Source organism: Caviibacter abscessus (assembly GCF_001517835.1).
GTDB classification, from domain to species: Bacteria; Fusobacteriota; Fusobacteriia; order Fusobacteriales; family Leptotrichiaceae; genus Caviibacter; species Caviibacter abscessus.
The window spans coordinates 1-25,700 of record NZ_LOQG01000003.1 but is presented as its reverse complement, the minus strand read 5'-3'; the positions used below and the strand labels follow the sequence as shown (position 1 = coordinate 25,700).

General features: G+C 25.2%; 20 protein-coding genes, 1 tRNA gene, 1 other RNA gene and 1 CRISPR repeat array. Of the genes, 9 read left to right on the top strand and 13 right to left on the bottom strand.

What is annotated here, in order from left to right; all coding sequences use genetic code 11:
- Positions 1 to 13 precede the first annotated feature (13 nt).
- The 5 genes from AWT63_RS01720 to AWT63_RS01700 all read left to right on the top strand — a co-directional run bounded on the left by AWT63_RS01720 (position 14) and on the right by AWT63_RS01700 (position 2,532).
- Entirely contained in the window at positions 14 to 367 is a 354-nt protein-coding gene (locus tag AWT63_RS01720; RefSeq protein ID WP_068267958.1) for a YbaB/EbfC family nucleoid-associated protein, read from the top strand.
- A 51-nt stretch (positions 368 to 418) separates the two neighbouring features.
- Positions 419 to 493, top strand: a tRNA-Gln gene (locus AWT63_RS01715).
- 85 nt (positions 494 to 578) lie between these two features.
- Positions 579 to 1,310: an acid phosphatase AphA gene (gene aphA / locus AWT63_RS01710; RefSeq protein ID WP_068267957.1), complete on the top strand. Its 732-nt coding sequence runs from the start codon at positions 579 to 581 to the stop codon at positions 1,308 to 1,310.
- A gap of 15 nt (positions 1,311 to 1,325) precedes the next feature.
- On the top strand, positions 1,326 to 1,973 hold the full coding sequence (locus AWT63_RS01705) for a 2'-5' RNA ligase family protein (protein ID WP_068267956.1): 648 nt from the start codon (positions 1,326 to 1,328) through the stop codon (positions 1,971 to 1,973).
- Between the two features lie 106 nt (positions 1,974 to 2,079).
- Positions 2,080 to 2,532, top strand: a complete 453-nt coding sequence (locus AWT63_RS01700) for a winged helix-turn-helix transcriptional regulator (RefSeq protein WP_068267955.1) — start codon at positions 2,080 to 2,082, stop codon at positions 2,530 to 2,532.
- Positions 2,533 to 2,583: 51 nt separating this feature from the next.
- Here the strand turns inward: AWT63_RS01700 and AWT63_RS01695 are convergent, their stop codons facing one another.
- The 6 genes from AWT63_RS01695 to ffs all read right to left on the bottom strand — a co-directional run bounded on the left by AWT63_RS01695 (position 2,584) and on the right by ffs (position 8,843).
- Positions 2,584 to 3,555, bottom strand: a complete 972-nt coding sequence (locus AWT63_RS01695; protein ID WP_068267954.1) for an FAD-dependent oxidoreductase — start codon at positions 3,553 to 3,555, stop codon at positions 2,584 to 2,586.
- A gap of 10 nt (positions 3,556 to 3,565) precedes the next feature.
- Complete coding sequence (tyrS, locus tag AWT63_RS01690) at positions 3,566 to 4,777, bottom strand: tyrosine--tRNA ligase (protein ID WP_068267953.1); 1,212 nt, start codon at positions 4,775 to 4,777, stop codon at positions 3,566 to 3,568.
- 88 nt (positions 4,778 to 4,865) lie between these two features.
- Positions 4,866 to 5,063 (bottom strand): cold-shock protein, encoded by a 198-nt coding sequence (locus AWT63_RS01685; protein ID WP_068267952.1) that lies wholly within the window; start codon positions 5,061 to 5,063, stop codon positions 4,866 to 4,868.
- Between the two features lie 151 nt (positions 5,064 to 5,214).
- Positions 5,215 to 7,377 (bottom strand): peptidase U32 family protein, encoded by a 2,163-nt coding sequence (locus tag AWT63_RS01680; protein ID WP_068267951.1) that lies wholly within the window; start codon positions 7,375 to 7,377, stop codon positions 5,215 to 5,217.
- Positions 7,368 to 8,552, bottom strand: a complete 1,185-nt coding sequence (locus AWT63_RS01675; RefSeq protein ID WP_068267950.1) for a cation diffusion facilitator family transporter — start codon at positions 8,550 to 8,552, stop codon at positions 7,368 to 7,370. Before AWT63_RS01675 ends, AWT63_RS01680 begins: the two co-directional genes overlap by 10 nt.
- A 29-nt stretch (positions 8,553 to 8,581) precedes the next feature.
- Positions 8,582 to 8,843: signal recognition particle sRNA large type (gene ffs, locus AWT63_RS01665), an RNA gene on the bottom strand.
- Positions 8,844 to 9,138: 295 nt separating this feature from the next.
- Between ffs and cas9 the strand changes: the two genes are divergently transcribed.
- The 4 genes from cas9 to csn2 are packed head-to-tail and all read left to right on the top strand — an operon-like array spanning position 9,139 to position 15,190.
- Positions 9,139 to 13,332, top strand: a complete 4,194-nt coding sequence (cas9, locus tag AWT63_RS01660) for a type II CRISPR RNA-guided endonuclease Cas9 (RefSeq protein ID WP_068267949.1) — start codon at positions 9,139 to 9,141, stop codon at positions 13,330 to 13,332.
- Positions 13,333 to 13,345: 13 nt separating this feature from the next.
- Positions 13,346 to 14,224, top strand: coding sequence for a type II CRISPR-associated endonuclease Cas1 (gene cas1 / locus AWT63_RS01655; RefSeq protein ID WP_068267948.1), 879 nt, complete (start codon positions 13,346 to 13,348; stop codon positions 14,222 to 14,224).
- Positions 14,214 to 14,534, top strand: coding sequence for a CRISPR-associated endonuclease Cas2 (cas2, locus tag AWT63_RS01650; RefSeq protein WP_197407844.1), 321 nt, complete (start codon positions 14,214 to 14,216; stop codon positions 14,532 to 14,534). The genes cas1 and cas2 overlap by 11 nt, the downstream gene beginning before the upstream one ends.
- A complete protein-coding gene (csn2, locus tag AWT63_RS01645) occupies positions 14,531 to 15,190 on the top strand; it encodes a type II-A CRISPR-associated protein Csn2 (RefSeq protein ID WP_068267947.1) in 660 nt (219 codons plus the stop codon). Before cas2 ends, csn2 begins: the two co-directional genes overlap by 4 nt.
- A 68-nt stretch (positions 15,191 to 15,258) precedes the next feature.
- A CRISPR array of direct repeats spans positions 15,259 to 18,451; the repeat unit is 36 nt; unit sequence GTTTAAGAGTTATGTAAATTTAAATAGGTATAAAAC.
- A gap of 614 nt (positions 18,452 to 19,065) precedes the next feature.
- On the opposite strand, the gene AWT63_RS01640 is transcribed toward csn2, so the two are convergent.
- From AWT63_RS01640 to AWT63_RS01615, 7 genes are all read right to left on the bottom strand, one after another.
- Entirely contained in the window at positions 19,066 to 20,289 is a 1,224-nt protein-coding gene (locus tag AWT63_RS01640; RefSeq protein ID WP_068267946.1) for a helix-turn-helix transcriptional regulator, read from the bottom strand.
- Between the two features lie 103 nt (positions 20,290 to 20,392).
- Entirely contained in the window at positions 20,393 to 20,569 is a 177-nt protein-coding gene (locus AWT63_RS06225; RefSeq protein ID WP_156414483.1) for a hypothetical protein, read from the bottom strand.
- Positions 20,570 to 20,590: 21 nt separating this feature from the next.
- Positions 20,591 to 21,838 carry a C69 family dipeptidase gene (locus AWT63_RS01635; protein ID WP_068267945.1) on the bottom strand — a complete coding sequence of 416 codons (1,248 nt, stop codon included), beginning with the start codon at positions 21,836 to 21,838 and terminating at the stop codon, positions 20,591 to 20,593.
- 22 nt (positions 21,839 to 21,860) lie between these two features.
- Entirely contained in the window at positions 21,861 to 23,312 is a 1,452-nt protein-coding gene (locus tag AWT63_RS01630; RefSeq protein ID WP_068267944.1) for a YfcC family protein, read from the bottom strand.
- 20 nt (positions 23,313 to 23,332) lie between these two features.
- A complete protein-coding gene (arcC, locus tag AWT63_RS01625) occupies positions 23,333 to 24,274 on the bottom strand; it encodes a carbamate kinase (protein WP_068267943.1) in 942 nt (313 codons plus the stop codon).
- A gap of 1 nt (position 24,275) precedes the next feature.
- Positions 24,276 to 25,268: an ornithine carbamoyltransferase gene (gene argF, locus AWT63_RS01620; RefSeq protein WP_068267942.1), complete on the bottom strand. Its 993-nt coding sequence runs from the start codon at positions 25,266 to 25,268 to the stop codon at positions 24,276 to 24,278.
- Positions 25,269 to 25,294: 26 nt separating this feature from the next.
- Positions 25,295 to 25,700: arginine deiminase family protein (locus tag AWT63_RS01615; RefSeq protein ID WP_231723207.1), on the bottom strand; the 406-nt coding region annotated here is incomplete at its 5' end.

The following is a 25,700-nucleotide window of genomic DNA, read 5'->3' as shown; positions in this document are numbered from 1 at the left end:
CGGAGGATTTAAAATGGTTAGAAAATTAAAAAGTTCAACTTCTTCTAATAGTCAAGTTGATATTATTAAAAGAGCTAAACAAATGCAAGAAGCAATGCTGGAAATTCAAGAAGGATTAAAAGATAAATTCGTTGAAACTTCTGTTGCTGGTGGGCAAATATCTATAAAAGTTAATGGTCAAAAGGAAATTGTAGATCTTAAAATAGGAATGGATATAATAAACGAAGCTTGCGAAGAAAAAGATTCAACTGAATTATCAAGTTTAATTCTTTCTGCTGTAAATGAGGCTTTAACTAAAGCTGAAGAAATGGCAGAAAAAGAAATGGAAACTGTTACAGGTGGAGTTAAAATTCCAGGTTTATTTTAAATAACTATTGACAAATTAGCTTATTTGCATTATAATCTTTTTTGTCATTGATGGGCTGTAGCCAAGCGGTAAGGCAGTGGACTTTGACTCCACCATGCGTTGGTTCGAATCCAGCCAGCCCAACCATATTTGAAGCGTAGCTTCTTTTTTTTTGCTTTTTTTATATTTCAAAGTATAATTAGTTGCTTAAAAATATTTAGGAGGAAAAATTATGAAGAATTTTATCAAACTTTTATTAGTAATCTCGATTGCTAGTTTATCATTTTCATATGGTCCAAAAGTGCCATATACTCACACAGGATTTTATTCTACTGAACAAACACAAAAAGCTGTACATTTTGTTTCTGTTGAAGATATAAAGAAAAGTCTTGAAGATACCAAACCTATAAATGTTAGTTTTGATATTGATGATACTTTATTATTTTCTAGCCAATATTTCCAATATGGAAGTCAACATTATCAGATTCCTAACCATCCTAAAGGTCAAATAAGCTATTTATATAATCAAAAATATTGGGATTATGTAGCTCAACAAGGCGATGAACATTCAATACCTAAAAAATCTACTATGAAGATAATTAAAATGCATTTAGATAGAGGAGATAAAATTTTCTTCATTACAGGTAGAACAGGACATTCAAAACAAAAGAATTATACTTCTACAAAATTATCAAAAACATTACAAAGATATTTCAATATCCCATATGAAGTTTACGTTAATTATACAGGTGACACTCCTATGCCAGGATTTAAATATGATAAATCATATTATATAAAAAAACATAATGTTTCTATTCATTATGGAGACTCTGATGACGATATATTAGCTGCTAGAGAAGTTGGCATTCGTGGCATACGTGTACAAAGACCTTATAATTCAACTAATCCACAAAAAATGAACGGTGGATATGGAGAAGAAGTTGTAATTAATTCAGCTTGGTAATAATGAGGAGGTACAATGAAAGAATTATTAATATTTATATATATTTTTTTCACATTTAATTTATTTTCAAATACTAATTACAATGTTTATGTTAAATTTGATAAAAATACTGAAAATATTGTTTCTGATATATCAAAAAATTTAGAAAAAGTAGGAATTAAAAGTCTTTATTCAGATGGATATTTGATTCATCTTACGCTTTACCTTACTGAATATAAAAAAGAAGCTTTAAATGATATAATAAAAGAAATAGATTTAATTGCTAAAGAAACAAGTCCATTTGAAATTGATTTTTATCAAATAAGAAAAACTGGAGGCAATTGGCTTATGCTTGATGCCATTAAATCAGACAAACTTTCAACATTATCTAATTTAATTGCAAATAAACTTATACCACTTAGAGCATTAGATGCTAAAGTTCCAAATTGGGCAGTATCAATACCTGAAAAGTCTGAAGCATTTAAAAAATTTGGATCTCCTAATGTATATGAAAATTTTGATCCACATATAACACTTTTAACGCCACAAGATCCTGAAAAATTACAAAAATTTTTGGATAATTATAAGCTAAATAAGTTTAAAGCTAAAATAACTGGAATAGGTATTGCTCAGGTTAATGACCTAGGACAAGCCAAACATGAAATATATTTTATAAAATTTTAGATGTTTTAAGCTGTTGCATTTTTTGCACAGCTTATTTATTTTGAAAATTAGTATTAATGTGCTATAATTTATTAATTACCTAAAATATTAATAAAAGGAGAATAATATGACAAAAATAAGATATGATATGCCTTGTAATTTAGCACAGACATTGAATCTAATCGGTGATAAATGGACCATGCTTATTTTATTTAATATTCTACATGGATTAATGACATATAAGGAATTGCAGGATAAACTTACAAATATTCCTACAAATTTACTTGCTAGAAGGTTAAAAGAATTAGTTTCAGATGAATTTTTATCATTAGAAATGTACCAATCAAACCCTCCTAGATACAATTATTTACCTACTGAAAAAACAAAAGAATTAAAAAGTATTTTTTATGCTTTCGCTATTTGGGGAGAAAAAAATTTAAATAATGAAAGTTGTTTTTGGAATATCGTTAATAAAAACGGACATAAAATTGAATTTTCACTTATAGATACTGTTACAAATGAAAAAATTAATACAGATGATTTAGTTTCAACAAGATTAAATAAAGAATATCTAGAATAAAACAAAAGGAGTAACTCGCATTATTATTAGTTGTTTACTCCTTTTTTATTTCTAGTTATTTAAAATATAGTTAAATGCAGAAAGTGCAGCTTTTGCTCCTTCTCCCATTGAAATTATTATTTGTTTATGTAAAACTGTTGTACAATCTCCTGCTGCAAATATTCCTGGTACATTTGTCATATTTGAATTATCTATGATAATTTCTCCTGCTTTATTAACATCTACTAAATTTTTAAATGGATCTGTGTTAGCAATAAGCCCTATTTCGACAAAAATACCATCTGTATCTATTATTTTTGTTTCATTAGTTTCTCTATCAACAAATTCTAAATTTGTTACAAATTGTGTCCCCGATATCTTTTCTATTTTAGTATTTGGCATTACTGTAATTTTATTGTTTTCATATAATTTTTCTTGTAAAACTTTGTCTGCTTTTAAACTTGGCATAAATTCCATTAAAATAACACTTTTTGCAATGTTAGATAAATCAAGTGCAGCTTCAACTCCTGAATTTCCACCACCAACAACTACTACATTAAGATTTCTATAAAATGGTCCATCGCAAGTAGAGCAATAATGTACTCCTTTTCCTATATATTCTTTTTCACCTTCAACATTTAATTCTCTGTGTTTAGCTCCAGTTGCAATAATAACAGTTTTAGTTCTAAAACTAATATTATCATCACTAATCACTATTTTATCTTTTACATCTACTTTTATTTCTTTTACAATATGACCTTTGTAAAATGGTATTTCATATTCCTTAGCATGTTTTTCAAGTGATAGCGAAAAGTCACTACCTGTTGTTTTTGGTATTCCAATTATATTTTCTATTTCATTTGTTGTTGTAACTTGTCCTCCAATTATATCTCCTATAATTCCTGTTACAAGTCCTTTTCTTATAGAATAAATTGCAGCTGACATCGCAGCAGGTCCTGCACCTATAACTATTACATCATAATAAGTTTTATTATCCATATTAGCGAATTTTTTACTATTTAAATCTAAATTTAAACCTTGCATATTACCTCCACTATTTTTTTATTTTTATTATTTTCTTTTTACCTGCTTTTATTATCATGTCATTTTCAATTATTATTTTTGCTTTTACATCTTTTATTGGAGTATCATTAACTTTAAATCCACCTTGTTCTATTAATCTTCTAGCTTCACTATTGGTATTTGCAAATGCTAATTTTTTAACTAATAGCTCTATAACATCTACTTCATTTTCAGTTATTTGTACAGTCGGTAATTCAATATCTAAATTTTTCTTAGAAAAAACATTTTCAAAATATTCTCTTGCTTTTGTTGCTTCTTCAACTGAATAATATATTTTTACAAGTTCTTCTCCCAATCGTTTTTTTGCTTCCATAGGGTGCATATTTTCTTTAATTTGTTTTATTTCTTCTATACTAACATCCGTAATTTGTTCGTAATATATATACATAAGTTCATCGGATATTGACATAATTTTACCAAACATATCATTAGGAGTATCTTTAACACCTATGTAATTATTAAGCGATTTACTCATTTTTTCTGTACCATCAAGACCTACTAATATTGGCATTAACATACATACTTGTGGTTCTTTTTCAAAATCTCTTAATAAATCTCTTCCTCTTAGTATATTAAATTTTTGTTCTGTTGCCCCTAATTCAACATCTGCTTCTAAATCAACAGAATCATATGCTTGTAATATTGGATACATAAACTCAACTAGAGATACTGGCTTATTAGCTGCAAGTCTTTTAGCAAAATCTTCTCTACTTACCATTTGTGATACAGTAAATTTTGAAAGTAAACCTAAAAATTTTGATAAATCCATTGATTCTAGCCAAGTATGATTATACTCAACTCTTAATTTATTAACATCAAGTATTAATTTTAATTGTTCCAAATATGTTTTTATATTATTTTCAATAGTTTCCATACTTAACATTTTTCTTGTTTCAGATTTCCCTGTTGGATCTCCTATTCTTGCTGTAAAAGTTCCTATTAAAAAAATCGGTTCATGACCTAAATCCTGAAACTGTTTTAATTTTCTAAGTGGTACAGCATGTCCTATATGTAAATCTGAACCTGTTGGATCTATTCCAAATTTTACTTTTAAACCTTTACCAGTTTTTATACTTTTTTCTAATTTATTTTTAAAATCTTGTTCATTTATTATTTCTTCGCAGCCTCTTTTTAATATATTAAACTGTCTTTCCACTTCTTGCTTTATCTCTAAATCAGTCATTGTTACTTCCTTTATTACTTAAATTTATCTAAAAAACTTCCTCTAAATTTTAGAAGAAGTTTCATTATGTTAACCAAAAAAACTATGATTATATAGAAACTATTTTAGTTGCTTGAGGTCCTCTATCTGAATTTTCAACTTCAAATGAAACTCTTTCGCCTTCTAAAACTGTTTTGAATCCTTGTTTTTCAATATTTGAGAAATGTAAAAAATAATCTTTACCATCTTCACCTAAGATAAATCCGAATCCTTTTTTCTCGTTAAACCACTTTACTGTACCTTTCATGGCTCCTCCAATCTTGTAAGTTTAGTTTGCTTTAAACTTCACAGTGATTATATCATATTATGTCTTATATAGCAACTTTTTTTTTTAAAGTTAGTGATGCATTTTTATAATTAAAATCGACTTTTTTTGTTTATTATTTAAATATTCTTTTTTATGAAACACCCATTTGAAATGTATATGGATTATATGTTCCACTCTTTGTTTTTATACTTTTAATAATTTTTTTTGTTTCTTCATAAGTTTCAAAAACAAAATCTAACCTTAATTCATCAAGACCTAAAGTTTCTATTAAATATAATTTAGGAATTAAATTCATAGGTTTATTTAAGAAAAGTTCAACATTTCCAAATTCATTTTTTCTAAGTTTGTATCTATCATAAAATTCACCTTGAATTTCCATATAATTTTTTTCTATTATACTATGCTCTATATACATGCCTTTCAAATAACCATATATAACTAAACCTTTTTTTAATGATTTTGTAGTAATATGTCTTATTTGTTTATAACTTAATTCAGGTGATAAAAATATAGTATCAACATTCTTAAATTTTGAAAGTGCATCAATACTATAATTATTAAAAATATTTAAGTTCCAATTTATGGAATATTTATTTTCTAATTTTTCATTTTTTAATAAATCGTAAAAGTTATATGCAAGATTCGTAGCTTTCGTAAGTTTATTTAGATTTTTTTGTTTAGCAACATCTTTGCCGTTTTTATAAATTTTAGTTATCCCCATTTCAATGCAAGCTTTTTCTTGTTCTTCATTTTCTACAAGAGCAGAAATTACATATGGTTTATTTTCTATATTTTTGTCATATTGCTTATAATTTACATATATATCTTCATTTCTTCTATATGAATTAATCAATTTTTCATATAAAAGAGAAGCTGCTTGTCTTTTTAAATTTTTTAATTCACTAAATGATATAAATACACCATCATTGTAATGAATATTAATATTTTGTGCTTTAAAAGTAGTATCACCTAATTCTGATAGTTTTTCAGATATCATGTCTAAACTTATACTTTTTTTACTTAATTCATTTAAAATGCTACCTTTAATATTGACTTCAATCAACTCATTTTTAAGGTTTTTTGTGCAAAATGTAAGGCTAATATTGTTGTTTTTTTCAGCTTTTAAAATAATATCAATATTTAAATATCTTTTACTTATTTTAATATCGTGTTCTATTTTATCGTTCAATGCTTTAGAATAGTTTTTATAAATATACACTGCATTTTTAGGTATATTGGGAAGTGAAATAATATCATTTTTAAACGCTGCCACTACTTTTTTATCATTTTTAAATATTTTATTGACAAATATACCTTCAATTGTTTCAAAATTTGAATTTACATATTGTATACCATCTCCATTTTCTAAATCATCAAGTAATTTTATTTTATTATTCGAAATAGAACCAAGTAGATATCCAAAATTAGATGGATATTTTGTATTCATAAGATTGTCATCGAGATAAAAATATCCTTTAGAATATCCTCTATTAAATAGTTTATAGCTCATAGATGGTCTGGGATTTTTATCAATAACACTTCTATAATATCCTACTGTTTCAAATACATAATTTTGATTTTTCTTTCTACCTTCTATTTTTATTGAATCTATTCCTATACTTTCAAGCATTTCAATTTCTTTATTTTCCAAAAATTGATCGTTTGGGGATAAAGTATATTTGATTTTATTATAATCTTGTTTAAATTTTTTTCTACAAGTATAAGCACACATACCTCTATTCCCTGAACGTCCACCAATAAAACTGCTTATGTAGCAATTACCTGAATATGATATACACATAGCCCCTGAAACAAATACCTCTAATTCAATATCTGTTTTTTCCCTTATTTCTTTTATTTCATTAAAACTAAGTTCACGGGCTAGAACAACTCTTTTTAATCCCAATTCTTTAAAATAGTTTGCTTCAATATGATTTGAAACTGTCGTTTGAGTACTACCGTGAATAATTAAATCTGGGAAATTTTCCTGTAAAACTGACATTAGTCCTATATCTTGGACAATTACTGCATCTATACCATGCTTATAAATAGGAATAAAAGCATTAATCACATTTTTTAGTTCAACATCTTTTAAAACGGTGTTTAAAGTTAATAAGCATTTAACACCTCTTGAATGTGCATAATCAATTCCATCAAAAAGTTCTTGATATCCTAAATTATCATTATTTCTTCTAGCACCGAATCCTTTTAAACCAAGATAAACTTCATTAGCACCTGCTTTTATTGCAGCTACTAGTTTTTCATAGTTTCCGGCAGGAGCAACTATATCCATTTATTTCCCCCTTTATATATAGGTTCAACATGAAGTGTTATTCTTTTTATTTGTGGATAATTCTTTTTCACCATAATTCCAGCATTTTCTGCTATTTTATGAGAATCATTAACTGTTAAATTATCGTCCATTCTAACATCTCCGTAAATATATATATCTTTACCTGAACTTATCATAAATAAATCATGTACAAAATATATATTTTCATCTTTAACTAATAATTGTCTTACTTTTTGAAGTAGCTTTTTATCTTGTGTTTCCATAAGAATTGAACCATTTTCATATACTATCATAGCTCCTTGATAAATTATATATATAGTTATTAGTATTCCTAATATTATGTCAAATATACTTGAAAAATAGGCAGCTAATATTATTCCAATAAGAACAGAACTTGAAATTAATATATCTGCTAAATAATCAGTTAATACTGATTTTAATAATATACTGTTATATTTATTTGCAATGTATGAGACATATAGATATTGTAAAATTTTTAATATGATAAATAAAGTAGCAAAAAAGTATACTGTATGCGAATGTTGAATATTGCTTGGATGAAAGAAAATTAATTTCTTTACATTATTAAAAAGGATCCCAAGAGTAGAAATAATTATTGAAAGTCCAATAAATATACTAAAAATAGATTCAATTTTACCATGACCGAAAGGATGTTCTTCATCTTCTGGAGTATTCGAAATTTTAAGACCTATAACAACTAATAAATTAGTTACACAATCTGCTGTTGAATTTATACCATCAGCAATTATAGAGACAAGTCCAAATATATATCCTATTAATATTTTACCTAAAGATAAAAAAATATTTAGCATGAAAGAAAAAAAACTGGCATTATAAATCGCCTTTTTTTGTCTTATATTTTGTTGTAAATTTTTAATTATCAATATATTATCATTTAATTCAAAACCATGTTTTATAAAAAAATTATAAGTTGATTCATTGAAATTGCAAACTTTCATACTATCACCATAATTTATTGCATAGTAATTGAATATATAATTAATTAATTTTCTACCATAACTTATATTTCTATATTCTTCAAATATTAGAAAATCAGTTATCGTATCTTTTTTTATAATTGCATAACCTATAAGTTTGTCATCATAAAGCTCTATTCTTATATCAGCATTAATTTTATTTACTTTAAATTCCATATTATATATCCTCCTACTATGAAAAAAGGTCATACATTAAAATCTTGAAATAAATTTACCACCCGTTTTATATATATTAACTCAAGTTTAGCAACCCCATAAACCTAGAAATCTAGACTTAATGCTGCTTCGTTCCCGACCTGACATGGTTTGTCTAATTTCTACAATATAGGACTAAACTCTCAACATCTCTATATATAGCGTGATACTAAAATATTCCGCAAAATTAATAAAATCTCCACTAAAGCGGGTTGTGGATACAGGGCACCGCTAGCTCCCCAATTTGTATGACCTAGTATATGTTAGCATTTTTAGTTATAAATTTCAATAGCGTGAAAAAACGGTTGCAATAATTTATAATAATCAAATATTGCATTTTTCAAAATTAGGGGTAAAATATATATTGAAAACAAAAAAACCTCTTCAAAAAGAGGCTAGTCAAAAATAATTTGACGATTTCAATAAATTTTTATTTAAACTCGTTATGTAAATTTAAATAGGTATTTAATTTACAAACTTAGTATACAGTAATTATTTATATTTGTCAATAATTAACTTAATAAAAAATCAAGAAAGGTGAATATATATGGATAAATTAAAAAAACAACAATTTACAGACTATTATCTCGGACTAGATTTAGGTACTTCATCAGTAGGTTGGGCAGTAACTGATCCTAATTACAACATATTAAAATTTAACAAAAAAGATATGTGGGGATCAAGATTATTTGATGAAGCACAAACTGCAAAAGATAGAAGAGTACAAAGAAATTCTAGAAGAAGATTAAAAAGAAGAAAATGGAGATTAGACTTACTAGAAAGAATTTTTGAAGAAGAAATATTTAAAATAGATCCCACATTTTTTATGCGACTTAAAGAAAGTAATTTACATTTAGAGGATAAAACGTATAAAAAAGAATTTATATTATTTAATGATAATAATTATACTGATAAAGATTTTCATAATAATTATCCAACTATATATCATTTAAGAGATGATTTAATTAATACAAATGAAAAGAAAGATATAAGGTTAATATACCTAGCATTACATAGTATTTTTAAAAGAAGAGGACATTTTTTATTTTCTGGATTAAGTATAGATGAAATCAAAAATTTTCAAATAGTATTTGAAAATTTAAAAGATAGCATTAAAGAAATTCTTGGTTTTGAATTGGATGCTGATAGAGATAATTTAAATAGTATTTTAACAAACAGAACCACAACAAAAAAAGATAAAGAAAAAGAATTAAAAAACATATTAAAAAATAACCAGCTTTTAGCAATATTTAAATTAGTAATTGGTTCAAAATCAAATTTTAAAAATATTTTTATAGAAAATGAAACACTACAAGAAAAAGACAATGAAATAAATATTTCTTTTTCTGATATTATTTACGATGATAAAAGAGATGAACTTGTAAATATTTTAGACGAAGATATTGATTTAATTGACAAATGTAAAAATATGTATGATTATTTACTTTTGAAAAAAATATTAAAACAAGAAAGTAGTTCGATTTCAAGTTCTATGATTGATAGTTATAATCAACATAAAGTTGAATTAAAACAGTTAAAGTACTTTATAAAAAAATATTGCAAAGAAGAATATAATAATATCTTTAGAGATAGCAATAAAAATTATTCGGCATATATTAATTTAAATAGTATAGATGGAAATAGAAAAATAATAAATTATAGTGAAGAAATATCAAAACCAGAACATTTATTTAAAAATCTTAAATCAATATTTCAAAAATTTGGAAAAATTAATACAGAAGGAACTGTAGTTAGTGAAATAATAGATGAATCCGATAAAAATATATTTAAAAAACTATATGAAAAAACAGAAAATCATACTTTACTCGCAAGACAAAGGACAACTAATAATTCTATATTACCTTATCAAATTCATAAATATGAATTAGAAAAAATATTAGAAAATCAAAGTAAGTATTATGAATTTTTAGGCATAAGAAAAAATGAAATAATTAAAATATTTGAATTTAGAATTCCTTACTATGTAGGACCTTTAAATAATAATAGTAAACACTCTTGGGTTGTAAGAAAAAGTGGAGAAATAACCCCACAAAATTTTGAAGATAAAGTGGACTTAGAACAATCAGCAGAAAAATTTATACTAAGAATGACCAACAAGTGTACTTACTTAAGAGAAGAAGATGTTTTACCTAAAGATTCATTAATATATGGCGAATATATGGTTTTAAATGAACTCAATAAAGTTAAAATTAATGGTAGTTCCGATATATTAATAAAATACAAACAAGAAATTATAGATTTATTATTTAAAAGAAATGTCACAGTAACTGTAAAAAAATTGATTGAATTTTTAGAAACAAAAGGAATTAAAGTTGAAAAAAGTGAAATAAGTGGTGTAGAAGTAAAATTTAATTCAAGTTTAAAAACATATATTAAATTTTTTAAAATAATCGGAAATAAACTTGAAGAAGATAAATATAAAAATATTGTAGAAAATATTATAAGATGGAAATGCTTATATGGTGATGATAAAAAAATATTCGAAAAAAAATTTAATTCAGAATATAAAAATAACGAGTTAAATAAAGATGAATTTAATCAAATATTAAAATTAAGTTTTAATGGTTGGGGAAGGCTATCAGCAAAATTATTAACTTCACAATTTGATTTTGTAAACTTAAATACTGGAGAAGGTCCATATAAATCCGTAATGGAAGCACTTAGAACAAATAATTTAAATTTAATGGAATTATTGTCATCAAATTATGATTTAATGGATAAAATAGAAAAAGAAAATAATGAAAATAATGAAAAAGGCAAAAATTCTACATATAAAGAATTAGTTAATGAATCGTATGTTTCTCCATCTGTTAAAAGATCAATTATACAAACAATAAAGATAATTAATGAAATTAAAAAGATCACAAAAAAAGTTCCGAAAAAAATATTCATTGAAACTGCTAGAACTAATGAAGTAAAAGGTAAAATTACCGAAAAAAGACAAGAGGCAATACAAAAACTTTATAAATCTGTAGAAAAAGATAAAGATTTAATATTTGAAGAAATAGATAGTCTAAATAAAGAAGTAAAATCATTTGATAATAATAAACTTAGACAAAAGAAATTGTTTTTATATTTCATGCAATTAGGTAAATGTATGTATTCAGGGGAATCAATTGACATTAGTGAATTAAATAATAGTAATACCTATGATATAGAACATATTTATCCTCAATCAAAAGTTAAAGATGATAGTTTAGATAATATAATACTTGTAAAAAAAGAGATAAATATTTCAGAAGGAGATAAATATCCTAAATCATCAAATATTAGAAATAAAATGAAAAGTTTTTGGAAAATTCTTAAGGATAAAAAATTTATATCAAATGAAAAATACAGTAGATTAATTTGTGATAAAGAAATGACTGTAGATCAGTTATCTGGTTTTGTTGCAAGACAATTAGTTACAACTAGACAAGCCACAATAGAAGTGATTCGAATCTTAAATATACTTTATCCTGAATCAGAAATAATTTATTCAAAAGCTGGAAATGTATCTGATTTTAGAGAAAAATTTGATTTAATAAAATGCAGAGAATTAAATGATATGCACCATGCTAAAGATGCATATTTAAATATAGTTGTAGGAAATGTATACAATACTAAATTCACAAAAAATCCAACAAATTTTATTAAAAGTCAATTAAACCTTGATAAAAAAGATAGTTATAATTTAAAAAAAATATTTGATTATGATATTGAAAGAAACAATCTGATTGCATGGAAAAAAGAAAAAAAAGATGAAAATGGAAAAGTATTAAAAGAGGGAACAATATCTTTAGTAAGAAACAATATATTAAAAAATACTGTTAATATAACAAGAATGTTGATTGAAGATAAAGGACAACTATTTAATTTAACAATAAAAAAGAAAAAAGAAAATAAAGATGGGGATTTTATTCCTGCTATAAAAATATCAGGAGAAAGTCAAAAATTAACTAGTAAATATGGATATTATGATAGCCTGAACCCATCGTATTTTGTACTTTTAAAGTATGATGATAAAAATGGAAATAAACAAATGATTGCAGATAGAGTTTTTATTAAAGATTTATCAAAAATTAAAACACATAAAGATTTAGAAAAATATTATGAAGCTAAGTATAAAAACCCTAAAATAATTAAAAAAATAAAAAAACAACAATTAATTTTATTTGACAATTATCCCTATAGAATATCAGGATATACAAACAAATCAGGATTAGAATTAAAAAATGCTAAAAGTTTATTTCTTGAAAATAATTATGTTAAATATTTAAAAGACGCAATAAAATTTGTTTTAATAAATGAAAAAAATAATGAAAATAGCTATATTTTTCCAAAATTAAAAAGAGATAATAATACAAGACCTGAAACTAATGAAGAAGCAAAAGCAAGACATGAAAAAGAATTTATTAAATTATATAATGTCTTTATTGAAAAATTACAAAGTAAAGAATATGCTAATTATTGCTTTAATAAACGTTCTATTGATTTAATATCTCAAAAAGAAATTTTTGAAAAAAATTCTTTGTTAGAAAAAGCAAAAATGCTTAAATGTATTATTAAAATTTTTAATAAAGATACAAACTGGCAATTTACAGGAAAAAATGATAATTTAAAATTAATATTAACAGTATCTAGATCTTTTAAGACATTCAGCAAATTTAATCCAGGTAAATTAGTATTTATTGATGAATCAATAACAGGATTGTTTAATAAAAAAATAATAATTAAATAAGTATGGAGTTAAAATGAGTGGTTGGAGAACAGTAATTATAGAAAATAGGAGTAAGTTGGATTTAAAACTTAATAATATTTGTGTGAGAAGAGAAAATGAGACAAAATTAATAAATATATCAGAAGTTGATAATTTAATCTTAGAAACAACATCTATTTCAATAACCGCTGCTTTAATGTGTGAATTAATTAAACAGAAAGTTAAAGTTATATTTTGTGATGAAAAATTTAACCCTCATTTTGAACTTATACCATATTATGGTTCTCACGATTGTGTTACAAAAATAAAAATGCAATTTAATTGGAATGATTTTATTAAAGAAAATGTATGGAGTTTGATAGTTTATGAAAAAATAAAAAATCAAATGTTACTTTTAAAAAAATTCCAAAAAGAAGAATATAAAATACTTGAAAAATATTTATGTGAAATAGAATTAAATGATGAAACCAATAGAGAAGGACACGCAGCTAAAGTATATTTTAATGCACTATTTGGAAAATCATTTTCAAGAAAAAATGAAAATAGTATTAATAGTGCTTTAAATTATGGTTATCAAATATTGTTATCTCAATTTAATAAAGAGGTAATAAATAATGGATACTTAACACAATTAGGAATTAATCATAAAAATCAATATAATTTTTTTAATTTTTCATCTGATTTAATGGAACCATTTAGACCAATAATTGATGAATTGGTATATAATCAAAATTTTCAAAAATTTAAAACAGAAGAAAAGCGTATAGTTCAAGAAATTTTAGAAAAAAAATTAAAAATAAACGATGAAAATCATTATTTATCTGAGTGTATAAGAATATACACTAAAAGTATATTAAATGCATTTGAATTTAATAATTATAGATTAATTAGGTTTTTTGAATATGAGTTATAGATTTATGAGAGTATTAGTATTATTTGATTTACCATCAGTAACCAGTTTAGATTTAAAAAATTATAGAAATTTTAGAAATTATTTAATTAAAAGTGGATTTTTAATGTTACAAGAATCTGTTTATTGTAAACTTGTGTTAAATAATACAGCACAAAATACATTAGTTGAAAATTTGAATCGTAATAAACCAAAAAAAGGCTTAATCACAGTTTTAACAATAACAGAAAAACAGTTTCAAAAAATGATTTTTTTAATTGGAGAAAAAAATACACAAGTTTTAGATAGTGATAACAGGATAGTGATACTATGAAATTAAGTTATATTGGATTTGATTTTGAAATAAATTTTGAAAAACATAATATTATTGATTTAGTTATAGAAAAGACAACTTTATATAGACAAATGATCAATGAATTATTAGTAAATAATTCAGGTATAGATACAAATTTTTTGTTATCAGATGAAGATAAAGTTTTGCAATTAGATTTAAATTTATTTGTTTTTCATGATTATTTTACAGTTGATATAAATAAAAAAACGATTAATAAGTATTATAAAAAATTATGTTTAATTTCTGAAACAGAATTTATGCATGAATTATATGAATTGAAAAGTAAAATTAATGAATATATTTTTAATTTATTACAAATTGAAAATTTAAATATAAATTTTGATGAATTAGAAAATATAAATTTATTTAAATTAATAAATCTGCAATTTAACAACAATGGAAATATCCTTGAAAATTTACTAGATAATATGAAAATATTAAATAATGTATTAGGAATAGAAATATTTATATTAACAAATATACAGATTTATTTTAATGAAAACGAAATTATTGAAATATTTAAGTTTGTATTATATAATAATTTTAAGGTAGTTCTATTGGAAAACCATAAAATAGTATCAAAATATATTGATAAAACAATTATTATTGATAACGATTTATGTGAAATTTTCTAATTTTATTTAAATTTGCATTAAATGGGGTCGTTTCCATTACTTGAAAAAGTATCTTAATCTAATTTGAGGTTTAAGAGTTATGTAAATTTAAATAGGTATAAAACTATTAGTTGGTTCTGTTCAATTTGAGATATGTTTAAGAGTTATGTAAATTTAAATAGGTATAAAACAATTTACTCCATTTGTAACGAATTTGATGCGTTTAAGAGTTATGTAAATTTAAATAGGTATAAAACTAATGAAAGCGCAAACAGCAACGCAACAAGGTTTAAGAGTTATGTAAATTTAAATAGGTATAAAACAATAAACTCAATTCAACAAGAAATCAATTGTTTAAGAGTTATGTAAATTTAAATAGGTATAAAACTCCAAATAAGATTGTAAGCTTGTCTAGGAAGTTTAAGAGTTATGTAAATTTAAATAGGTATAAAACTAAAAAATGCAGAAAAAGAAAATGCGGAAAGTTTAAGAGTTATGTAAATTTAAATAGGTATAAAACTTCTGGCACTAAAAACGGTAAATAAAATAAGTTTAAGAGTTATGTAAATTTAAATAGGTATAAAACACAAAAAGTTAATTAAAGGTAAATGGAACTGTTTAAGAGTTATGTAAATTTAAATAGGTATAAAACTAACGAAAATGGAAAATACGCTTCGATAGGGTTTAAGAGTTATGTAAATTTAAATAGGTATAAAACGCGGCAAAAGACAAAGAAACCATCGAGTACGTTTAAGAGTTATGTAAATTTAAATAGGTATAAAACATATGTACTCAACATTAAAAAATAAAGAGAGTTTAAGAGTTATGTAAATTTAAATAGGTATAAAACAAATTAAAGAGAGAAATAAAAGAAGCGTGGGTTTAAGAGTTATGTAAATTTAAATAGGTATAAAACTTGCTGAAAATCTGCAAAAATTAAGCAGTTGTTTAAGAGTTATGTAAATTTAAATAGGTATAAAACAGACGGGATTTGATGAAAGCTCAAACCGAGGTTTAAGAGTTATGTAAATTTAAATAGGTATAAAACCAGAGCTGACACCTAAGACATTAAGACATCGTTTAAGAGTTATGTAAATTTAAATAGGTATAAAACTGCAATTGAATAGCGAATTCTTGCAAGTCAGTTTAAGAGTTATGTAAATTTAAATAGGTATAAAACAAGAGAGAAATAATAGGATAATGAGAGAGAGTTTAAGAGTTATGTAAATTTAAATAGGTATAAAACCCTGAAACTTGGAAAAAAGTGTTACTTGAAGTTTAAGAGTTATGTAAATTTAAATAGGTATAAAACAATATCCAGAATATGAACTTGTGTTAGGCGGTTTAAGAGTTATGTAAATTTAAATAGGTATAAAACTAAAAATGAGGTTCGGGATTAGCCCTACAGGTTTAAGAGTTATGTAAATTTAAATAGGTATAAAACTATGAGAGAAAGAGAGGATACAGCTGTCCAGTTTAAGAGTTATGTAAATTTAAATAGGTATAAAACTTTCATTTAAGAATGCTATCATGTTTAATGGTTTAAGAGTTATGTAAATTTAAATAGGTATAAAACGGTTGAACAGTTACAGAGAAAAAGAGCTGTGTTTAAGAGTTATGTAAATTTAAATAGGTATAAAACGAAATTTTAACATATTTCGTTCCGTATCGTGTTTAAGAGTTATGTAAATTTAAATAGGTATAAAACCACCTAAGACATTAGGGCTGGTGTCAGTGGGTTTAAGAGTTATGTAAATTTAAATAGGTATAAAACATAATTGATGAAAAGACAGCATTTGAAACAGTTTAAGAGTTATGTAAATTTAAATAGGTATAAAACTGTTCAATTGTACATTATCTGGTAGTTTCAGTTTAAGAGTTATGTAAATTTAAATAGGTATAAAACACTTAGAAAGTAAAAACGTTAATAAATTAGGTTTAAGAGTTATGTAAATTTAAATAGGTATAAAACAAGAAAAAGAGAGTATAGAAATAGCGAAAAGTTTAAGAGTTATGTAAATTTAAATAGGTATAAAACATTCCTATTATGAAGATACATACAATACTTGTTTAAGAGTTATGTAAATTTAAATAGGTATAAAACATAACTCAGGAACGTTATTAACTGAACAAAGTTTAAGAGTTATGTAAATTTAAATAGGTATAAAACCGAACGAAGAACTTGAATATCTTCTTGAAAGTTTAAGAGTTATGTAAATTTAAATAGGTATAAAACCCTGTTTGCTCTTTGAGTAACGTATCCATTGTTTAAGAGTTATGTAAATTTAAATAGGTATAAAACCTTTAATAACGTTCTAGTTGGATGTGGAAAGTTTAAGAGTTATGTAAATTTAAATAGGTATAAAACTAATACCAATTTTAGAAGGAATAACGCCTAGTTTAAGAGTTATGTAAATTTAAATAGGTATAAAACAAGCAAGAGCAGGAAATACACAACAAAGCAGTTTAAGAGTTATGTAAATTTAAATAGGTATAAAACTTCTTGACTTATTTAAAAGTGGATGGACTGGTTTAAGAGTTATGTAAATTTAAATAGGTATAAAACATTTTTTATATTATAATCTTTTAGTCTTATGTTTAAGAGTTATGTAAATTTAAATAGGTATAAAACCATCAAGCTTTAGATTTAATAATATTCTTTGTTTAAGAGTTATGTAAATTTAAATAGGTATAAAACTTATTTTGGAAAACACAATAGCCGACGTCTGTTTAAGAGTTATGTAAATTTAAATAGGTATAAAACAATAATTTCAGGAAAACAGAAGTAGTGCAAGTTTAAGAGTTATGTAAATTTAAATAGGTATAAAACTTCATAGCTATCTTCTGGATTTTCACTAGTGTTTAAGAGTTATGTAAATTTAAAACACAAGAGTATATTAAAGACAATGATAGTGTGTTTAAGAGTTATGTAAATTTAAATAGGTATAAAACTAATTACTGAGCAAAAGAGCGGAACAAGTAGTTTAAGAGTTATGTAAATTTAAATAGGTATAAAACATGGAACAATTGAAAATGCGTTGGGGAGTAGTTTAAGAGTTATGTAAATTTAAATAGGTATAAAACTTAAAGAAAAGGGAATTAATGCAACAATGCGTTTAAGAGTTATGTAAATTTAAATAGGTATAAAACTTTTTGCGTAAAAAGGGTATAATTGTATCGGTTTAAGAGTTATGTAAATTTAAATAGGTATAAAACTAAAAAATGGTGATTTAAAGCATAAAATTCGTTTAAGAGTTATGTAAATTTAAATTTTAATAATATAAATACACAATATTATTTTTTGTTCTTTCTAATTTTTAAATAATCATATATATAACAAATATAATAATTCTGATTTGAGCAATCAAAAAAAATTCTCCATGATTTTATCTAAACAGTTATATTGTTATGCCTGTTTTCTTTTTATTTTAAACAATTCTTATACATTTTGTGTTGATACCGCCAATCATGGATTTGTTGTCCAATAAAAATTTTTTCAAATTTTCCACCTGATGGTAATATTATAACTTAGGCTAGCTATTGTTCATCTTATCCTTTATTTTCCCACTATTGAATTAAGTCATTCAATTTTTTTATATTCAACTTCAAGAAAAAGACGCTTAACTTCTTCTATAAGATTTTAACTTTCATTAACATCTGAAACCTATTCTTAAATTAGACTTTCCTTGCCATTTTTTTATAACTCTTCTCTCGCATATTTAACTCATTTTTTGACATATTGATTATACTTTTTGGAATAATATTAAATTCTATTAAGTATTCCCAATATACGTAATTACAGATCTCTTAAATTCATTTGAATACTTTTTCCTTTACATAACTTGTATTCATCCAAAGAAAGGAGTTCACTTCATGATGTTTACTTTATTTTAATATCAAACTTTTTTCTTTTGATTTTTTATCATAGTTTTAAAATTAGTTGGTGTCATATTCTTATTTTTATTAAAATTATTATTAAATGTCTTTATATTATTGTATCCAACCTTAAAACAAATATCTACTATACTATCATCTGTCTTTTCTAACAGTTCACAAGCTTTGTTAATTCTTACATAATTAAGATATGTACTAAAATTTCTATTTACGTAAAGAAGTAATAATTTGTTAATTTTAACTTCTGAAATTTTAAAAATTTCTGCTATAACTTCAATACTTATTTCAGTCATATAGTTTTCCATTACATAGTTTATTATATTATATGCAAGTGTCCTATCCTCTTCACTAAATGTGTTAAATGACGATCTATACATTGTTCTATATGCACTAGGATTCATATTTTTTTTCATATTCCATATTTTTGTTATGTGTGAACCATCAACAAAACCCGAAATTTTAGCTATTTCATCTAAATTCATATTCGTATATAATAAAAGTTCTTCTGTTTTTTGTAATCTAATTTTATAAAGTAATTCGTTAAATGTTAAATCTGAAAAATTTTCTATGTATTTTCTGACTGTTGATTCACTCATAAAAAAAATAGTTGCAAGTTTTACAACAGTAAGTTTTTCACTTGAATGTGCAAATATATATTTAATAATTGCTTGACCTATTGAAAATTCAGATTTTTGATGATTATGTGCTAAATCTCTTGAAATTAGTATTAATATTTCAATAAACTTCGTTAATACGAATAAACAAGAAAAATTATCTTCAACGTTATAATCATCAATTTCTACAATATTTTCATCACCAATTTCAGTTCTAAGTTCTAATAATAATTTTGTAATTTTAACAGATGATTTACGGCAAATTTCAAGTGCTTCAAATTGATCAATTTCTTGAAAAATTTTTGAATCTTTGCTATTTATATTATTTATAGTTCTTGAAATATACATTCTATTATAAGACAAAATAATACAATTTATTGTTTTTTCAATATTATATACTTCAACTAAAGTCCAAGGCGTAATATTAATAAATAAATTCTTTTTAATTTCATACTCTTTTTCATTAACTTTTATTCTGCCTACACCATCAAGTACAAATATAAACTTACAATTAGTATGTATAAATGTTGAGTTTTCTTCAATAATTTGTGTAGATATTGTTATAGGTCTAGTTTTATCATATTTTGATGTTGAATCAATGTGATTATACATTTAACTTTTCTCCATTTAATATTTGATATATTATAGTATAACTTATTTTTTTAGATATTCAAAATTAAATATACCTAGCTTTTTTTGCTAGGTATATTAGAATTTATTTCTTTTCAAACGGCTTTTTAAATGGTTTTGATTCTGCCTGGCTTGAAATATATATTGCTAACTCGGAGTATAATTCATCCGCTTTATCTTTTATAAATTTAGTATTTTTATATGTCATATCTGTTGCAAATTTTTCTGCACTATTTTTTCCTTTTAACTTGTATATTTCCATATATTTTTTATCAACCAAAGCTTAATTTTTTATAAATTGATCTTCAATTGATGACCAATATTTCATTATATTATCCCCTATAGTAGCTCTATCAACCTTACCAAATACATTTATAAGTTTTGAAGTCCAATATAAACTACCTGAATTATAGCTATAATGTTCTGAAGAATATTCTTTTGGAGTACTTGTTATATTACCATAATGTGGAACAAATACTGAATGTTCAACAGGTCCAAATGATAACCACATAATAGGAGGTAAATTTTTTCTAACTTGGAAAATATGAGTTTCTAAATTAGTTTCAATTCCTATTGGTCTATAATCAGAATTATTATAATATTTTGTTCCTTTATATCTATCTCTTAAAATAGTCATTACTTCTTTAAGTTCAATTTTTTTGTCAGGTTTTCTAAACAATTCAAATGTCTTATCATTATCAAATTCTTCCTTAGTTGAAGGATTTAATCTATTTTGAGTTGCCCAAATTCTTATTTGATTATATTTACTTTGAGGCTCTCTATAAGTTAATGCTAAATGAAATCCTTTTTCATTTTCTTTTAGTAAATTATGTTTTAAAGGTAAATTTTTAATGTCTTTTGAAGCAATTGTATCTTTACTTTGTAAGTCCACATTACCTAAATAATAAGCATTAGGTACCAACGCATAAACATCATCAGGAACCTTTACAGCAACATATTGATGCCCTGTATATATTTCCATATACCATATTTCATTTTGGTCTGAAACGAATATTATATTTCCTTCTCCCGCACCTTTTTTATCAATAATATCAGCTATTATTTCTACACCTTTTCTAGCACTTGTCGCACTCATAAGTACCAAAGATGCCATATCAGGTTCTGTAATTCCTCCTTTAACATACGGATCATATTTTAAAATTTCATCACCTGCTTTTGCAGAAACTGTTGCAGAAACCATAACACCCATTTCATTTGTTCCTGCTTCTCCAAATATACCGTAATTTTGATCTACATCAGGTATTAAAGTATATTTATATGTTTTTCTAGGTAATACATGACTAAATCCAGTATCAGGATTTTTTAAAATATCCGAAGCTTTTTTCATTGAAATATTTCGTGCATTAACAACAATAAACCTTTTTGGATTAAAACCGCTTGAAAAATCTTCATTTCTTGCAAATATCATTGTTCCATCTGCACTTGCATTTTTTCCAACAATCATTCCAGTACAAGCTATTGAATTAATTGCACTAATTAACAAAGTAAGTGTAAAAACAGTTTTTTTCATTTTTTTCTCTTTTCAGATTAAATTACATAATCATCATTGCTATTGTTAAAATTATTATATTCATAACAAATATTACTATTAATAATTTGAATACCCATTTAAAGAATGTATTATATTCTACTTTTGCAGTTGCAAGTCCACCCATAACAACTCCTGAAGTTGGTGTGATTAAGTTGATTAATCCACAAGCTCCACTAAATATCATTATCATAACTTCAGGACTATATCCTAAATTATTAGATAAAGGTCCTAAAATTGGAAGTGATACTGTTGCTAATCCTGATGTTGACGGTATTAAGAATGATAACACCATATACAATAAGTATGAAACAGGTGCAAATACAAACGCTTGTAATCCTTGTAATCCTTGTGAAGCAAGATTTAAAATATATTTATCTAAGAAAGTTTCTTTCATTAATACTGAAACACCACGAGATAGAGCAATAATTAAAACAACTGATAAAATGTCAGCACAACCTGCCAAGAAAGCATCTATTGTTTCTTTTTCACTAAATCCATTTATTGCAGCTATTATTATACCTGATAAAGTAAACCACATTGCAAGTTCACCAAAGTACCATTCACCTAAAGGAACACCTGTCAAGTATGATGACCAACCTTCAAATATAGTTATTCCATATTCTTTCCACGCAATTAATGACACTATCATTACTATAAATGTAACTACGAATACGCTTAAAGTAACTTTTTGTTTAGAGTTAAATTCAACATTATTAAAATCAACATGTCCAAAAGTTTCTTTCATTGCTTCTTGTTCTCTTAATGATAAGAAAATTGAACCTTTATCTTTTTTTATTTTTTTAGCATAGTTCATAACATATATAATCGCTACTATTAATGAAGTTATCCATAATATTATACCTATAAGTATTACTTTACCTGAACTAACTTGTATACCTACTTTATTAACAGCATCCATAGCAACTCCAGTTGCAAACGGATTAATTGTAGATCCTAAAACCCCAACACCTGCTCCAAGTAATATAGTAGCTGCTCCAACCATAGTATCAAAACCGGCTGCAACCATAGTTGAACAAATCAAAATATAGAAAGCAATTGTTTCTTCAGCCATTCCATATGTTGATCCACCTATTGAGAATAATATCATAAGTATTGGTATTAAAATTAATTCATTTCCTTTAAGTTTACGAACTAAAGCTGCAATACCTGCATCTAAAGCTCCTGTTTTAGTAACTATACCTAAAAATCCACCTAGTAATAGTACGAATACACATACATCAATAGCATCTTTAAATCCGTTAAATGGTGCCATAAATACTGTTGCAACACTAGCTGGAATTACTCCTGTTGCAAGTATAATATCTGATTCTATCATTTCTCCAGTAACATCTGCCGGTAATTTAGGCAGTACTAAAGTGATAAGGGCTAATATAACTAATAATATAATAATAATTGAATAAGCCGATAGTGACTTCTTTTGCTTTGTTCCCATGTTTTTCCCCTCTTCTATAATTATTTTTTTATAACAGTTCCTGTTTTTCCTTGTAATGCAATTGGTGCATTTTCCAGTGATGTTATAAGAGCTATACCTGTTTCACAAGATTTAACAAAGTCAATACATGCTTCAACTTTTGGTAACATACTTCCTTTTGCAAAATGTCCTTCTTTTATATACTCATTTGCTTTTTCTAAAGTTAATTCGCTTAATTCTTCTTGATTTGATTTGTTAAAGTTTATACAAACTTTATCTACTGCTGTTAAAATAACAAGCATGTCTGCTTTTAAATCAAGAGCAATTTTTGCACTTGATCTATCTTTATCTATAACTGCATCAACGCCTTTTAAACCTTCTTCTGTCTTTATTACAGGTATTCCTCCTCCACCAGCAGCTATAACTATTGTGTTATTTTCAACTAATTTTTTTATTGAGTTTAATTCAATAATTTCTATTGGTAAAGGTGAAGGAACAACTCTTCTATATCCTCTACCTGCATCTTCCACAAAAGTAAATCCATTTTCTTTAACAATTTCATCAGCTTGTTCTTTAGTATAAAACATACCTATAGGTTTAGTTGGATTTTGAAAAGCTTCATCTTTTTCATCAACTAAAACTTGAGTTACTAATGATACTACTTCTTTTTCAACTTTTTCTGCTTTAAGTTCTTCTCTAATTGCTTGTTGTAAATGATAACCAATATATCCTTGGCTCATTGCACCACATTCTGCAAATGGCATGTAAGGAGTTTTTACTTCTCCATTTGCAGCATAATCCATTGCTAAATTTATCATACCTACTTGAGGTCCGTTACCATGTCCTATTATTATTTCATATCCCTCTTTAGCCATAGCAACAATAGCTTTAGCAGTACCCCTAACAAGCTCAAGCTGCTCGCTAGGAGTCTTTCCTAAAGCGTTTCCTCCCAAAGCAATTACAATTCTTTTATTAGTTTTCATTTTATTTTAATGTTGCATACATTACTGCTTTAATTGTATGCATTCTATTTTCAGCTTCGTCGAATACTTTTGATTGAGGGCTCTCAAAAACTTCGTTTGATACTTCCATTTCAGCAATACCATATTTTTTATAGATTTCTTCACCAATAGTAGTATTTCTGTCATGGAATGATGGTAAGCAGTGTAAGAATATTGCTGTATCTTTAGCATATCCCATTGCTTTTTTATCAACTCTATAAGGACTTAATAATTTAATTCTTTCTTCCCATACTGAATCAGGTTCTCCCATTGATACCCATATATCAGTATAAATTACATCTGCATCTTTACAACCTTCTTCTACAGATTCTGTAAATCTTAATTTACATCCATTTTCTGCTGCTATTTTTTCACAAGTTTCAATTAATTCATCTGCTGGTTTTAATTCTTTTGGTCCACAAGCAGTGAAATTTAATCCTAACATAGAACAAGCAACCATTAATGAGTTTGCAACGTTATTTCTTGCATCTCCCATAAATACAAAATTTAAACCTTTTAAATCTCCAAAATTTTCTTCAATTGTCAACATATCAGCTAACATTTGAGTTGGATGAAACATATCAGTTAATCCATTCCATACAGGCACACCTGCATAATGTGCAAGTTCTTCAACTAATTTTTGACTAAATCCTCTGTATTCTATTCCATCATACATTCTACCAAGTACTCTTGCTGTATCTGCTATACTTTCTTTTTTACCCATTTGTGATGAACCAGGATCAAGATAAGTAACTCCCATTCCAAGATCCATTCCTGCTACTTCAAATGCACATCTTGTTCTTGTTGAAGTCTTTTCAAATAATAATACGATATTTTTTCCTTCTAAATATCTGTGTGGTGTTCTACTTAATTTTAATTCTTTAAATCTTTTTGATAAGCTTATTAAATCTTTTACTTCTTGTGTTGAAAAATCTAGTAATTTAAGAAAGTGTTTTCCTTGTAAATTTTTTGGCATTGTATTATCTCCTTTTTTATGTTTAATTAGTTTTCTTCTCTAACAAGTGGCATACTCATACATCTAGGACCTCCACGTCCTCTTGATAATTCCGCACTTGGCATTTCTATTACATTTATTCCATGTTCTCTAAGCAAGGCATTAGTTACATCATTTCTTTCATATACAACAACTTTTCCAGGAGCAATACATAAAGTATTAGAACCATCATTCCATTGTTCTCTTTCAGCAGCAATTCTGTCATTACCACCGCAAGGTATTAATGTTACTTTTCTACCCATATGTTTACTTAAAATATCTTCTAATTTACCTTCTTGAGGTGTAACTTTAACATCATCTCCATCTCTAGTAAGTTCAAATACTTCTAGTGGTCCTAAAATAGCAGGGTGTACACTGAACTTATCATAATCAATTTGAGTAAATACAGTATCT